This is a genomic window from Actinomadura miaoliensis (assembly GCF_039536785.1).
Taxonomy (GTDB): Bacteria; Actinomycetota; Actinomycetes; order Streptosporangiales; family Streptosporangiaceae; genus Spirillospora; species Spirillospora miaoliensis.
Window position 1 is genome coordinate 40,146 of record NZ_BAAAZG010000028.1, and the last position, 12,954, is coordinate 53,099.

Below are 12,954 nucleotides of genomic sequence, written 5' to 3' on the forward strand. Positions count from 1 at the left end.
AAGAGTGGCCCGGGCCGCGTCCCCGTGAACATCGCGGCGCCGGGCCACCGTCACCGGCCGGGACGCCCCGGACGCCCGGAGAGGCCCGTCCCCGATCCCGCTCCGGATCGCCAACCCCGCGAAGACTCCCCGGAGCCGGCCGAGCCGGACGCCGCGGGCCGCCCACGGCCGGAGTACCGAGCATCACCCGGCGGCGGGCGTTTCCACATCCGGGACAACACCGGCAACCGACCCGGATTCCTCTACGAGGTGGCCGGATCTCGTCCACGTAGGTGGTGGGACTCAGCGGGACGCGGCGGCGAACAGCCGCCGGTACGCGCACCGCAGACCGGGGAGATCACTGACCGGTTCGGGGAACACCATCCGCACGTCCGTCGTCCACGGCGCCGCGCCGTCCCCCTCCCCGGGGTGAGCGCAGCGCAGCCACATGCCGTGCCGGTCCAGGGCCAGCGGCCGCACGGTCGCGGCGCGCCCGACGGCCGCGAGCCCCTCGTTCCAGGGCGCCTCGTGCCGGGGCGCCGCCCGGGTGGCGACCAGTCCGCGCAGCAGCGTCGCCAGCTCGTCGCGGTGGAAGGCGTCGAGGTGGGACAGCACGCCCGCCTCGACGGCCACGAACGGGTCGGGCGCGGCGTCGGCGTAGACCTCCGGTTCGACGGCGGCGCCGCCCCAGGCGTCCGCGATCTCGACCTCGGCGACCTCCAGCGCCAGCAGCGTCCACGGCTCGGCCCCGTCCACGCCCCGGTCGCCGGACCGGATGCCGAGGACCTCGGGTCGCGGGTGCAGGCGCGCCAGCACCGCCGCCGCGTGCGGGCGCTCGGCGGCGGGGACCTCGGTGACCCAGCCGTGCAGCCAGGCGCGCCCGCGCACCCGGTCGGGGAACGGCACCGGCGCCACGTCGCCGATCTGCAGGATGGCGGGCAGGTCGGGCTCGCCGCGCAGGGCGGCGACGACGGGCGATCCGGTCTCGACGAGCAGCAGCGGGCGGCCGTCGTGGTCGGTGGCGTGCGCGGGCACGGGGGCGTACGGCACGTCCGGCACCGTCAGGACGCCGTCGGCGATCCCGTAGGCCAGGGTGCGGGCCCGCTCCCCCGCCGTCGGACGGGGCGTCCGGTCCCGCCGCCTGGGGTGCGCGTCCGCCCGGTCGTGTGGCTGCTCGCTCACGGCCCCTCCTTGACGCTGTAAGTTAGGGTTACCTAAGTAAGGCTTACCTAAGCACCCGAGGAGCACCGTGAACAACCCCCGGCCCAAGATCAAGCTGTCCCGGGCGCTCGGCATTCCGCTGACCCCCAAGAGCGTCAGGTACTTCGAGGCCCGCCCCTACCCGCCCGGCGAGCACGGCCGCGGCCGCAAGCAGGAGTCGGACTACAAGCTGAGACTGCGCGAGAAGCAGCGGCTGCGCGCGCAGTACAACATCCGCGAGACCCAGCTGCGCAACGCCTTCGCCAAGGCCGCCAAGGTCGAGGGCAAGACCGGCGAGGCGCTGCTGGTGGACCTGGAGCGCCGCCTGGACGCGCTCGTCCTGCGCGCCGGGTTCGCCCGCACCATCTACCAGGCCCGGCAGTTCGTCGTGCACCGGCACGTGCTGGTGAACGGACGGCGCGTGGACCGGCCGTCGTTCCGCGTCCGGCCCGGCGACGTGATCTCCATCGCGCCGCGCAGCCGCGACATGGTGCCGTTCGCCGAGGCGGCGGCGGGCGCGCACGCCGACGGCGTTCCGCCGTACCTGGAGGTGCGGCACGAGGCGCTCGTCGCCCGCCTGGCGCGGCTGCCCGAGCGCGCGGAGATCCCGGTCATCTGCGACGAGCAGCTCGTCGTCGAGCACTACTCCCGCTGAGCCACCGGCCGGCCCCGGGACTGGACAGGCGTCCGCCTCCATCGGTTAGCATCAACCTAGCGATTGCTTGGTGATCGATGGAGGCCAGGACATGATCGAATTCCACCCCATGACCCGGAACATCGGCGCCGAGGTCACCGGCGTCGACATCGCAAAGCCGCTCGACGAGGAGCAGGTGCGGACGATCCGGCAGGGCCTGCTCGACCACATGGTGCTGTTCTTCCGCGACCAGCACATCACCGACGAGCAGCACGTGGCGTTCGCCAAGCGGTTCGGCACCGCCAACCTGCCGCCCATGGACGTCTCCGGCAGCGCGGTGCACGTCCTGGACCAGACCGACCCCAAGGGCGAGGGCGGCGACTCCTGGCACAGCGACAACACGTTCATGAAGACCCCGCCCATGGGCTCGCTGCTGCGCGCGGTCATCCTGCCCGAGGTCGGCGGCGACACCCTGTGGGCCAACATGTACCTGGTGTACGAGTCGCTGGCGCCCTGGCTGCGGCGCCTGTGCGACGAGCTGTACGCCGAGCACGACCTGACCATGTCGGTCACCAAGGCGATCGACAAGGGCCACCGGCTGGACCTGCGCGACATGCAGGAGAAGAACCCGCCGGTGGTGCACCCGGTGGTGCGGGTGCACCCCGAGACCGGCCGCAAGGCGCTGTACGTCAACCGCTCGTCGGTCACCCGGCTGGTCGGCCTGTCCCGCCGGGAGAACGAGCAGATCCTGCCGCTGCTGTTCGACGCCGTCCGCGACCCCCAGTTCCAGGTGCGGCTGCGCTGGCGCGTCGGCACCCTGGCGTTCTGGGACAACCGCCCCACCCAGCACTACGCCGTGGCCGACTACACCCAGCGCCGCAAGATGCACCGCGTCACCATCAACGCGCCCGCCGAGATCGACGACGGCGTGCCCAAGGGCCCCGGCGGCGTCACCGGCGCCGACGCCCCCGCCGAGACCGCAGCCGCCCGCTACCTGTGACCCGGCGGCCTCAGCCGAGGCTGCCGAGTTCGCGGCGGGCGTGCTCGCGCAGGACGGCGAGCGCCTCGACGAGCTGACGCCGCCGCTCGGGCGCGAGCGGCCCGGCGAAGTGGCGGTCCAGGGTCGCGGCGTGCACCCGGAGCGCCTCGGCCAGCTTGGCGCGGCCGGCGTCGGTCAGCTCCACCAGCTGCCGCCGCCGGTCGCCGGGCGCGGCGTGCCGCCGCACGTACCCGGCCGCCTCCATCCGGTCGACCAGCCGGGTCATGCCGCCGCTGGTGAGGATCATCTGCTCGGCCAGGCCGCCCATGGTGAGCGGGCCGTCGGCCTCCGACAGCCGCAGCAGCACCTCGAACGCCACGTGCCGGATGCCGCAGCGGCGTTCCAGCTCCCGGCCCGCGATGCGCTCCAGCAGCGCCGCCGCGCCCAGCAGCGCGCCGAACTCGCGGACCACCCCGTCCCTCTCCGCGGTCGTCCCCATCCCCGCCTCCTCCCCCGTCCTGCCCGCTGACAACGCGCGTGCGCCCCGTACGGCTTCCCGCACGGGGCGCACACTGCCACAGCGCCGGCTCAGTTGCCGTCGCCGGACTTATCGTCCTTGCCGGACTTGGCGTCCTTGCCGGTAGAGGTCGCGCTGGGCGACGGGGACGGCGTGCCGCCCGGCACGTTGCCGAGCGTGCCGCCGTCGCGGTTCTGGTCGTTGACGCCCGAGGCGTACTGCCGGGTCACCTTCCACTCACCGTCGATCTTGGACAGCGCCAGGCGGAGCAGCGTGGCGGGCTCCTCGGCGGACTGCCCCGCGTTGCTGACCGTGATGTCGACCGAGATGACGGCGGTGGCGAACCGCTCGTCCACGGTGCCCACGAACACCTGGCTGGTCCTGGAGCGGAACTCGCCGTTGGGGCTGTTCTTGAAGAGGCTGTCCAGGTTGGACAGCAGGGTGCTCTTGGTGTACTCCAGCAGGTCGCCGCCCATCAGCCGCTGCGCCTGCGCCATGTTCTGCCGGTAGTTGGACGCGTTGTAGGTCAGCGCCGCGTCGCCGTAGGCGGAGGCGACCCTGGCCACCTCGTCGCGCGCGTCCTCGGTGGACGACCGGGCGGACGCGCTGCGCCACTGCCAGACGGCCAGGGTCGCCAGCACGGCGACCAGCAGCACCACGGCCACGGCCTGTCCCGTTCCGAGCCCGAGGAAGGTCTGGCGCGCCGGCCGCTCGTCCTTCGGGGCGGGCGCGTCGGCGGACGTGTCGGCGTCCGCGTCCGCGGACGTGTCGGCGGACGCTGTCGCGGGCGAGGCGGTGGTCTTGCGCGCCGGCCTGCGGGGCGTCGCGGCGTCCTCGGCGTCCTCCGCGGCCCCCTCTTCCCCGTCGTCCTCGTCGTCCTCGGCGGCCTGGTCGGCAGGGGGAGCCTTCTTCGCCGGACGGGCCTTGGTGCCGTTCACGGGCCTCGGGGCGGGCTCGGCGTCCTGCTCCTCCTCGGCCTCGATGGCGTCCAGGACCTCGTCGAGGTCCTCGTCGTCGAGCACCTCGATGACGCGCACGCGGCGCCTGCGGCGCGGCCGGTCGGGAGGCGCGGCTCCGTCGCCGCCCGGGCGCTCCGCGGCCGTCTTCTCGCTGTCTGTCACTTCAGATGCTCCTCGGAGTCGGGGTCATCTCCTGCCGCGCCGCAGGCGGGACAGGCGGGACAGGACGGGGACCGAGCCCGCCATCACCCTGATCAGCACCAGCACGGCCAGCAGTGGCGGCAGGTACAGCAGCCACCCGGGCGGGCCCCCGGATCCCTCGTCCGCGGACCGTCCGGCGGCGTTGCGCGCCCGCAGCTCGTCGTCGGCCCGCTGGACGGACGGGTCGTGCGTGGGGATGGTCTCCCCGGGGTCCTTGGCCTTGTAGGGCTTCTGCTCGGTCACGCCGGGCTGCCGGCCGTCCGGGCAGTCGGGGATCTCCGACACGCCCGGCTGCGGCAGCGGATAGCGGTACTCCAGCGCGGCCTGCTTCTGAAGGGTCACCAGGAATACCACGTTCAGCACCGGCTTGCCCTGGTCCCGGCCGACGACGTTGCGCAGCACCTCGTTCAGCTGCGGCGCCAGCTCCAGCGTCCGGCGCAGGTCGTCCAGCGGGTCGGGGTTGTGCCGCCGGATCCCCCAGTTCGCCAGAGTGTCGACGGCGCACTCGAAGTCGGGCGTGGTCTTGTCCAGCAGGCCGTTGACGGTGTCGAGCAGGCCGGGCCCGTCGTCGCGCAGCCGGGTCAGCTCGCCGCGGACCTGCCGCAGCGCCGCGGTCAGCGCGGCCAGGTCGTCGATGCCCGCGCCGAGCTCGCCGCGGTGCCGGTTGAGCACCTCGGTGATCTTGCCGAGATCCTTGGTGAGCCCGTCCAGCAGCTCGCTGTTGCTCGCGAACGTGGCGGTGAGCTGGTCGGAGCCGCGGATGATCTGCCGCAGCGAGCCGTCCCGGCCGGACCAGCCCTCGGCCAGCTCGTGGGTGAGGATCCGGGCGTCGTCCGGGTCGATGGCCTCCAGCGAGTCCAGGACGGAGTCGAACAGGTCGCTGTACTTGGGCGGCACCTTGGTCTTCGACACCGGGATCACCGCGCCCGGACGCAGCGGCGGCGCGTCGCCCCGCCCCGGGCCGGGGGTCAGCTCGACCACCGGCTCGCCGACGGCCGACTTGCGCGCCGCGGCGGCGGTCACGCCCTGCGGGATCTTCACGCCGCGTTCCATGTCGAGCCGCACCACCACCCGGCTGCCGTCCAGCCGCACCGAGTCGATCTTGCCGACGCGCACGCCGAGGTAGTCCACCTCGAAGCCCGGATGCAGGCCCGGCGACGACTCGAACTCCACCGTGATGTGGTACGGCCGGTCGATGAAGTCGAAGTGGACGACGTTGCGGAACGCCCAGAACACCATCACCACGCCGAGGACGGCGAACGCCACCAGGTTGATCGCGACGCGCCGGGTCATCGTGGCCGTCCCCCCAGCAGCTCGCCGATGTCGGGCAAGATGTTCTCCGGCTTCTCCGGCTGTTTCTCAGGCTGCTTGTCGGGCTGCTTCCCGTCCCGGGCGGTCCCGTTGTCGCCGTTCCCGTTCGCCCTGCTCCCGCCGTTGCCGCCGTTGCCGGACAGGCCGGGGATGACCGGGGTGCCGTCCGGCCACACGACCCTGACCAGCGGATAGATCAGCAGCTGACCGTCGTAGGTGGCCAGCGGCAGCTTCTGGGTGAACGTCACCAGGCCGTTGACGAGATCGGTGAGGCGCCGCCGGTTCCCGGCGAGGGTGGCCAGCACCGGGTCCAGGTCGCGCAGCAGCTTGCGCAACTTCTGGATCCGGCCCTCCAGCACCTTGTCGTTGAGCTGGACGGCAAGGTGGGTGAGCCGCCGCACCGTCGTGAGGATCTCCTCCTTGTTGTCGTTGAGCAGCCTCGTCGTCTTCTCCAGCTCGGCGGGGGTGCGTTCCAGCTCGTCGCTGCCCTTGGCCAGCGACCGGCCCAGCCGGGCGAGCCGGTCGACCGACCGGCCGAGCTCGGCCCGCTGCCGGGCGAAGGTCGCCAGCAGGTCGCCGCTCTTGGCCACGACGGTGTTCAGCTTCCCGCCGTTGCCGTCCAGGGCGGTGGCCCCGGCGTTGACGACCGCCGCGACGTCGTCGCTGGCCAGCGCCTTGAGCAGCGGCCCGGCCTGCCCCACCACCTGCTCGAAGGAGGGCTGCACGCTGGTGTCGGAGATCGCGGCGCCGTCGGCCAGGAACGGCCCGCGGTCGGTGCGCCCGCCGGGCGGCAGCACCAGGTCGACGTAGTTCTCGCCGAGCAGCGAGGTCACCTTGATCTCGGCGCGGGTGCCGCGCGGGATCCGGTACTCGTCCCTGATCGACATGGTGACCGTCGTCCTGAAGGCGCGCTTGTCCAGCCGCACGCCGGTCACCGTGCCGACCTTGACGTCCGACATCTGCACGCTGTGCCCGGTGACGAGCCCCTGCACGTCGTCGAACGTCGCGGTGAGGGTCAGCCCGCCCTTGGGCGCGCCCGCCGTCTGGATGGAGCAGCCGGTGAGCAGCGCGGCGACCAGCGCGCACACGGCCGTCACCGTCCACGCCCCGGCGTTCACCCGCGCCCCGGCGATCATCCGCCGCCTCCCTGCGTCCCGTTCTGCCAGGGGCAGTTGGAGTTGGGCGGGGGCAGCGGGCAGGCGACGTCGTCGTCGTCCAGCAGCCCCTTGAGCCACGTGCGCAGGAACGCGTCGGTGGTGAAGCGGATCTGCAGCGACTTGTTCTCGGGGTTGTAGCCGCCGATCAGCGCGTCGTTGATGCCGGGCAGCGCGTCGAGCAGCTGGGCGACCTGCCGGGAGTTGCCCCGGAGCATGAGCGCGGTGCGGGTGAGCACGGCCAGGTCGTACGGCAGCCGCCCCTTGTACTTGTCGAGCAGCTTGCCGCCGTTGTCGGCGAGGGCGAGGATGCCGCGGACCAGTTCCTGCAGGTCGCCGCGTTCGGCGCTGAGCACCCGGGTGGCCTCGGAGAAGTCGCCGATCATCTGGCCGAGCACCTGTTCGCGTCCGCGCACCACCCCGGCCAGGCGGTTGAGGTTGCGCGCCACCTCGATCAGCTCCTTGTCCTGCCCGGCGACGTTCTCCACCAGGCGGGCGCTCTGCTCCAGCGTGGCGTTGAACTCGCGGCCGTTGCCTTTGAAGGAGCGGGCGGTGCGGTCGAGGGCGGTGCGGGTCTTGGTGGGGTCCAGCGCGGTGGCCAGGTTGGTGAACGAGGTGAGCGCGTCGTCGACCTCCACGGGCACGTGCGTGCGGTCGATCGGGATCACGTCGCTCGTCTCCACCGGCACGCCCGGCTTCCACGGCGGATGCAGGATCAGGTTGCGCTCGCCCACCAGGTTGAGCGGGACGATCGAGGCCCGCACGCCGCGCGGCAGCCGGATGTCGCGGCGCAGGTGGAAGGTGACCTTGATGCGGTCGGCCTGGGTCTCGACGCGGTCCACCAGGCCCACGTCGACGCCCATGATCTTGACCTTGGACTCCTTGTAGAAGGAGCGGGCCTTGGGGAAGTAGACGGTCATCGTGCGCTGCCCGGCGGCGGGCCGCGGGACGAGCGAGCAGCCGCCCAGCGACGCCGTCACCAGCAGGCACAGCCCCGCCACGAGCGTCCGGCGCAGGGCGGCGCGTCCGGGTGTCATCAGTTGCCCCCTTCCCGTCCGGTGGCGGCGCCCTGCTGCCCGGCGGGCGGGCGCCGCGTGGAGATGGGGCCGGGCGGCTGCAGCGGGCCGAGGCCGATCAGCACGCCCTCGACCCAGTCGCCGTTGCCCTTGATGCCCGCGACCTGCAGCAGCGTCGGGCCGATCAGCGCGAAGTCGGTGTTGAGGGCGTCCATGTTGGGCGCCAGGCGGGTGGTGAGCAGGTGCAGGTTGTCCAGCAGGGCGTTGATCTCCCGCTGGTTGCGCTCGATGACGTTGGACAGGGTGCGCACGGTGCGGCTGCCCTGCCCGATGGTGGCGGCCAGTTCGTCGCGCCGCCGCACCAGCGCCCGCAGCAGCACCTGGCCGGCGTTGATGATCTCGCGGAGCTGCTCGTCCTTGGCGGCCAGCGTGCCGGTGACCTGACGGCTGTTGTCGATCAGCCGGCGCACCTCGGGCCAGGAGTCGTTGAAGGTGCGCGACAGCTCCTGCACGTTGACCAGCATCCGGCGCAGCTTCGGCGCGTCCGGCGACTCGATCTTGTTGATCTCCTCCAGCAGCTTGTTGACGCTGCGCTGGTCGAGGCGGCCGACGATGTTCTGGGCGCCCTCGATGGCGTCCGGCACGGTGAACGGCACGCTGGTGCGCTCCAGCGGGATGCGCCGCCGCGCCTCGGGCACGTCGGCCATCTTCGGCTCGGTCACCGGGCCGGACAGGCGCAGGTAGCGGCCGCCCAGCAGGGTGGTGGTCTGCACGTCGGCGTGGGTCTGCGGGCCGAGGTCGATCCCGGCGTCGACATGCCAGGTGATGACGACCCGGCCCCTGCCGAAGTCGGGCTCGACGGCGGTGACGCGCCCGGCCTTGACCCCGGCGACCCGCACGTCCTGGCCGGGTTTCAGGCCGCCGGTGTCGGCGAACACCCCGCTCATGGTGTAGCCGCGGTCGAACAGGTGCAGCTGCCCGACGGCGAAGGCGAACACGCAGCCCGCCGTCAGCGCCGAGAGCGTCACGATCGCCACGATCCGCTGGTTGACGTCGCGCAGGGACTTCAGCGCCATCAGCGACCACCCCGCAGGATGCGCCTGAGCTGTTCGAGGTCCTCCTTGGTCGGCCCGTTCGACGTCGCGGACGCGCCGCCCCGGCCCTGCGCGCCCGGCAGCTCCATGGGGAACGGGCACGGCCCCTGAACGACGTTGAGGCACAGCGCGTTGGTGCGCATGAAGTGGCCGCCGTTGACGGCGGCGAACAGCTGCCGCATCGTCAGCGGGAGCTGCTGGACCATCTTCTCCAGCTGGTCGACGTTCCGCCGGAACGTGTCGGCGAACACCCCGAGATTGCGGATGATCCGCGACAGCTGCGCGTCGTTGCCGCCGAGCACCCGGTTGAGGTCGGTGGTGACGCCGGAGATCTGGACGACGGCGTCCTCCAGCATCCGGTGGTTGCCCGCGAAGACCTCGGTGAGCTCCCTGAGGTTGTCGACGCTGGCCGCGATCTGCCTGTCGCGGGTGGCGACGGCCGCGGAGACGGTCTCGTAGTCGTCGATCATCCGCTCGATGGTCTGCCGGCGCGCGGCGAACGTACGCAGCAGCGCGTCCAGGTTGTCGATCATCAGGTTGACGCTCTGCGCGTTGCCGTCCAGCGCCTGCGCCAGCGCGAACAGGATCTTGTTGAGCTGGTCGGGGTCCAGGTTGCGGGTCAGCGGGCCCAGGCTGTTGACGATCTCGCCGAGGTCGACGACCGAGCGGGTGCGCGGCACCCGCGCCCCGTCGCCCAGCCGTCCCGGGCTGGTACCGGGCTCCAGGTACACCACGCGCTGCCCGGCGACGTTGCGCCAGCGGATCGCGGCGGTGGAGTCGGCGGGGACGCGCACGTCGTCGTCGATCGCCATGCGCACCACGGCCTTGCCGTCGCGCACCCTGATGTCCTCGACCCGGCCCACCGGGGCTCCCGCGATCTTCACGACGTCGCCCTCCAGCAGGCCGGTGACGTCGTCGAACACCGCGGTCAGCTGGTAGCGCGAGCGCAGGCTGGCGCCCAGGATCTGCTGGCCGATGAAGAACGTCAGCAGCACCGTCAGCACGGCGAACACCGCGAACTTCAGCGTGACGCCGGGCGCGGGGCCGCGCGCGCTGCGGCCCCGGCCGCGCCGGATGCCCAGCCCGCGCAGGACGACACCGCCCAGCCCGCTCACCGCTGCACCACCGTCTTCACCGGCTGGTCGAACGCCGTGCGCGTCGGCCTGGTCGGGCACAGGTCGACGAACGTCTGGCACAGGTCCAGCGGCAGGGTGTCGACGACCTGCCCCAGCATGGTCCCCTGCGGGCCGGGCACGCGGATGACCTGCGACAGCAGGCCGAAGAACCCGTTGAGGTTGTCCAGCATCAGCGGCATGTAGCGGCGGCGGGAGGCCAGCACGGACGCGGTGTCGCCCGCCCCGTCGACGACCTTGCCGAGGTTGGCGCCGTGGCCTTCGAGGGACGTGCCGACCTTGGCGGCCAGTTCCGAGGACTGGGCGAGCAGCTGCGACACCTTGTCGGGGCGGCCGCTGAGCGCGGGCGACACCCGGTTGAAGTCGCGGGACAGTGCGATCACGGTGTCGCCCCTGTCGGCGAACTCGCCGGACAGGCCGTCCAGGTCGCCGATCAACTGGCGGATGACGGCGCGGTTGGCGTGCGCGGCGTCGATCACCTTGGCGCCGTTGTCGATGGTGCGGCGCAGCGCGGGCCCCTCCCCGGACAGCCCCGCCCCGAACGTGCGCAGGATCGTGGTCACCTCGTCGGGGTTGATGGCCCGGGTCAGCCGGTACGCGGGCCAGGCGGTCTCCGACAGCTCGCGCGGGTCCTCGGTGCGGGCGATGCGTCCGCCGTCGGCCAGGTAGGGGCCCCTGCCCTCGTCCCGGCCGAGGTCGAGCGCCAGGTCCTTGGGCCCGAACACCGACACCGGCTCGATGCGGGCGCTGGTGGTGCCGGGGACGCGCACCCCCTCGTCGAGCCGCAGCCGCACCGTCACCCGGCCGTCGCGCTCCAGGGTGAGTCGGTCGACGGTGCCGACGGTGATGCCGCGGATCTTCACGTCCGACCGGCCGGGGTCCAGGCCCTGCCCCGCGCGGCCGAACGAGGCGGTGTAGTACGTCGAGCCGGAGGTGTCCTCCCGGGACCCGGCGGCCACCGCCACCGCCGCGGCGGCGAGCACCCCGGCGCCCACCAGGCCGAACATCAGCCGTGACCGGCCCGACAGGGTCTCCTCGCTCATCGGCGCCCCCCGCTCGCCGGGGCCCCGCTGGTCTGGGCGCCGCTCATCCGGTCAGCCTCACGGTGCCGCCGTGGCCCCAGAAGATGTAGGACAGGACGAGGTTCGTCAGGATCATCAGGATGGTCGACTCCCGGATCGCGCGGCCCGCCGCCACCCCGACGCCGACCGGCCCGCCGGCCGCGTAGTAGCCGCGGTAGCAGTGCACGAACATCACGATGAACGCGAACACCGCGACCTTGATGGCGCTGTAGAACACGTCGATCGGCGGCAGGTAGAGGTTGAAGTAGTAGTCGTAGATGCCGGGCGACAGCCCGAAGTACTCGATGGTGATCAGCCGGGTGGCGGCGAACGCCATGAACAGCGACACCAGGTACAGCGGCACCAGCGCGATCACCCCGGCGGCGACCCGGGTGCACACCAGGTAGGCCAGCGAGTTGATGCCCATGACCTCCAGGGCGTCGATCTCCTCGGAGATGCGCATCGCCCCGATCTCGGCGGTGAACCCGGTGCCCACCTGCGCCACCAGCGCCACCCCGGCGATGATCGGGGTGACCTCGCGGACGTTGGAGTAGCTGGCCACCAGGCCGGTGAACGCCTCGGCGCCGATGCGCTCCAGCCCCGGATAGCCCTGCAGGCCCACCATGGCGCCGGTGGCCAGCGACATGGTGGCGATCACGAAGATCATGCCGCCGCCGATCACCAGCGCGCCCACGCCGACGGTGATGTCGCTGACCTGCCGGGCCAGCGTCCTGCCGTACTTGCGCCGCAGCACGATGTCGACCACCAGGTGGTACAGCACCCGGCCGAGGAACACCGGCAGGTTCAGCGAGGCGCCCAGCCCGGCGGTGCGCCCGCGCACCGCGCGGCCGAGCCTGCGTACGGGGGAGATCGCGACCATTCAGAACCTCGGGGGGAACAGGACCTGGTAGATCATCGTGATCACGTAGTTGGCGGCGAACACCACGATCGAGGTGACCACCACCGCCCGGTTGACCGCGCGGCCCACGCCGACCGGCCCGTAGTCGCAGTTCATGCCCATGTAGCAGGCCACCGCCGCGGCGATGAACCCGAAGATCCACGCCTTGAAGAGGGTGACCGCCAGGTCGGAGAACTGCAGCAGCGTGGTGGCGCCGTCGAAGAACGCGCCGGGGCTGACCCCCTGCTGGACGACGTTGAAGTAGTAGCCGCCGAGCACCCCCGCCAGGATCACCACCGAGCACAGCAGCGCCGACACCGTGCTGGCCGCCCACAGCCGCGGCGTGACCAGGCGGTGGACGGGGTTGATGCCCATGACCTCCAGCGCGGCCAGCTCGTCGCGGATGTTGCGCGCCCCCATGTCGGAGGTGATGGCCGAGCCGCCCACCCCCGACACCAGCAGCGCCGCGGCCAGCGGCGCGACCTGCTGGATCATCGCGGCGACCAGGAGCGCGCCCGTGCCCGACTGCGCGCCGAGCTGCCGGGCGATGTCGCCGACCTGCAGCGAGATGGTGGCGCCCAGCGGGATGGCGATCAGCATGACCGGGACGCTGGTCACCCGCGCCAGGAACCAGCACTGCTCGATGAACTCGCCCCACCACTGACGCAGGTCCCAGGTGCGGCGCAGCCCCTCCAGGAACGTCACGCACAGCAGCCCGGTCTCGTCGAGCGCCCGCCCGACGCGCCGCCGGGCCAGGTCGGGTGCCCTCGCCAGGCCCGTGACGACCGAGGGGGCCATCAGCCGGATCCCTTCCCTTC

General features: G+C 72.4%; 13 protein-coding genes. 2 read left to right on the forward strand and 11 right to left on the reverse strand.

Annotated features, from left to right (window positions below; all coding sequences use genetic code 11):
• Positions 1 to 282 precede the first annotated feature (282 nt).
• Entirely contained in the window at positions 283 to 1,161 is an 879-nt protein-coding gene (locus ABD811_RS21370) for a DUF2470 domain-containing protein (RefSeq protein ID WP_344950406.1), read from the reverse strand.
• A gap of 67 nt (positions 1,162 to 1,228) precedes the next feature.
• Here ABD811_RS21370 and rpsD point away from each other — a divergent pair, with 67 nt between their 5' ends.
• Together rpsD and ABD811_RS21380 are read left to right on the forward strand one after the other, a co-directional pair.
• Entirely contained in the window at positions 1,229 to 1,834 is a 606-nt protein-coding gene (gene rpsD, locus ABD811_RS21375; protein ID WP_344950409.1) for a 30S ribosomal protein S4, read from the forward strand.
• A 91-nt stretch (positions 1,835 to 1,925) separates the two neighbouring features.
• A complete protein-coding gene (locus ABD811_RS21380) occupies positions 1,926 to 2,813 on the forward strand; it encodes a TauD/TfdA dioxygenase family protein (RefSeq protein ID WP_344950412.1) in 888 nt (295 codons plus the stop codon).
• Positions 2,814 to 2,823: 10 nt separating this feature from the next.
• On the opposite strand, the gene ABD811_RS21385 is transcribed toward ABD811_RS21380, so the two are convergent.
• The 10 genes from ABD811_RS21385 to ABD811_RS21430 all read right to left on the reverse strand — a co-directional run bounded on the left by ABD811_RS21385 (position 2,824) and on the right by ABD811_RS21430 (position 12,934).
• Positions 2,824 to 3,291, reverse strand: coding sequence for a MarR family winged helix-turn-helix transcriptional regulator (locus ABD811_RS21385; RefSeq protein ID WP_344950415.1), 468 nt, complete (start codon positions 3,289 to 3,291; stop codon positions 2,824 to 2,826).
• A gap of 89 nt (positions 3,292 to 3,380) precedes the next feature.
• Positions 3,381 to 4,430, reverse strand: a complete 1,050-nt coding sequence (locus tag ABD811_RS21390; protein ID WP_344950417.1) for a hypothetical protein — start codon at positions 4,428 to 4,430, stop codon at positions 3,381 to 3,383.
• 24 nt (positions 4,431 to 4,454) lie between these two features.
• The gene (locus tag ABD811_RS21395) at positions 4,455 to 5,762 is read right to left on the reverse strand and encodes an MCE family protein (RefSeq protein WP_344950419.1); all 1,308 of its coding nucleotides are present in this window, start codon (positions 5,760 to 5,762) and stop codon (positions 4,455 to 4,457) included.
• Entirely contained in the window at positions 5,759 to 6,916 is a 1,158-nt protein-coding gene (locus ABD811_RS21400) for an MCE family protein (protein ID WP_344950422.1), read from the reverse strand. The genes ABD811_RS21395 and ABD811_RS21400 overlap by 4 nt, the downstream gene beginning before the upstream one ends.
• Positions 6,913 to 7,971: an MCE family protein gene (locus ABD811_RS21405; RefSeq protein WP_344950424.1), complete on the reverse strand. Its 1,059-nt coding sequence runs from the start codon at positions 7,969 to 7,971 to the stop codon at positions 6,913 to 6,915. Before ABD811_RS21405 ends, ABD811_RS21400 begins: the two co-directional genes overlap by 4 nt.
• On the reverse strand, positions 7,971 to 9,026 hold the full coding sequence (locus ABD811_RS21410; protein WP_344950426.1) for an MCE family protein: 1,056 nt from the start codon (positions 9,024 to 9,026) through the stop codon (positions 7,971 to 7,973). The genes ABD811_RS21405 and ABD811_RS21410 overlap by 1 nt, the downstream gene beginning before the upstream one ends.
• The gene (locus ABD811_RS21415; RefSeq protein WP_344950428.1) at positions 9,026 to 10,159 is read right to left on the reverse strand and encodes an MCE family protein; all 1,134 of its coding nucleotides are present in this window, start codon (positions 10,157 to 10,159) and stop codon (positions 9,026 to 9,028) included. Before ABD811_RS21415 ends, ABD811_RS21410 begins: the two co-directional genes overlap by 1 nt.
• A complete protein-coding gene (locus ABD811_RS21420) occupies positions 10,156 to 11,220 on the reverse strand; it encodes an MlaD family protein (protein WP_344950430.1) in 1,065 nt (354 codons plus the stop codon). The genes ABD811_RS21415 and ABD811_RS21420 overlap by 4 nt, the downstream gene beginning before the upstream one ends.
• A gap of 43 nt (positions 11,221 to 11,263) precedes the next feature.
• Positions 11,264 to 12,118, reverse strand: a complete 855-nt coding sequence (locus ABD811_RS21425; RefSeq protein ID WP_344950432.1) for an MlaE family ABC transporter permease — start codon at positions 12,116 to 12,118, stop codon at positions 11,264 to 11,266.
• On the reverse strand, positions 12,119 to 12,934 hold the full coding sequence (locus ABD811_RS21430; RefSeq protein WP_344950435.1) for an MlaE family ABC transporter permease: 816 nt from the start codon (positions 12,932 to 12,934) through the stop codon (positions 12,119 to 12,121). It abuts the gene before it with no gap.
• Between the last annotated feature and the right edge of the window lie 20 nt (positions 12,935 to 12,954).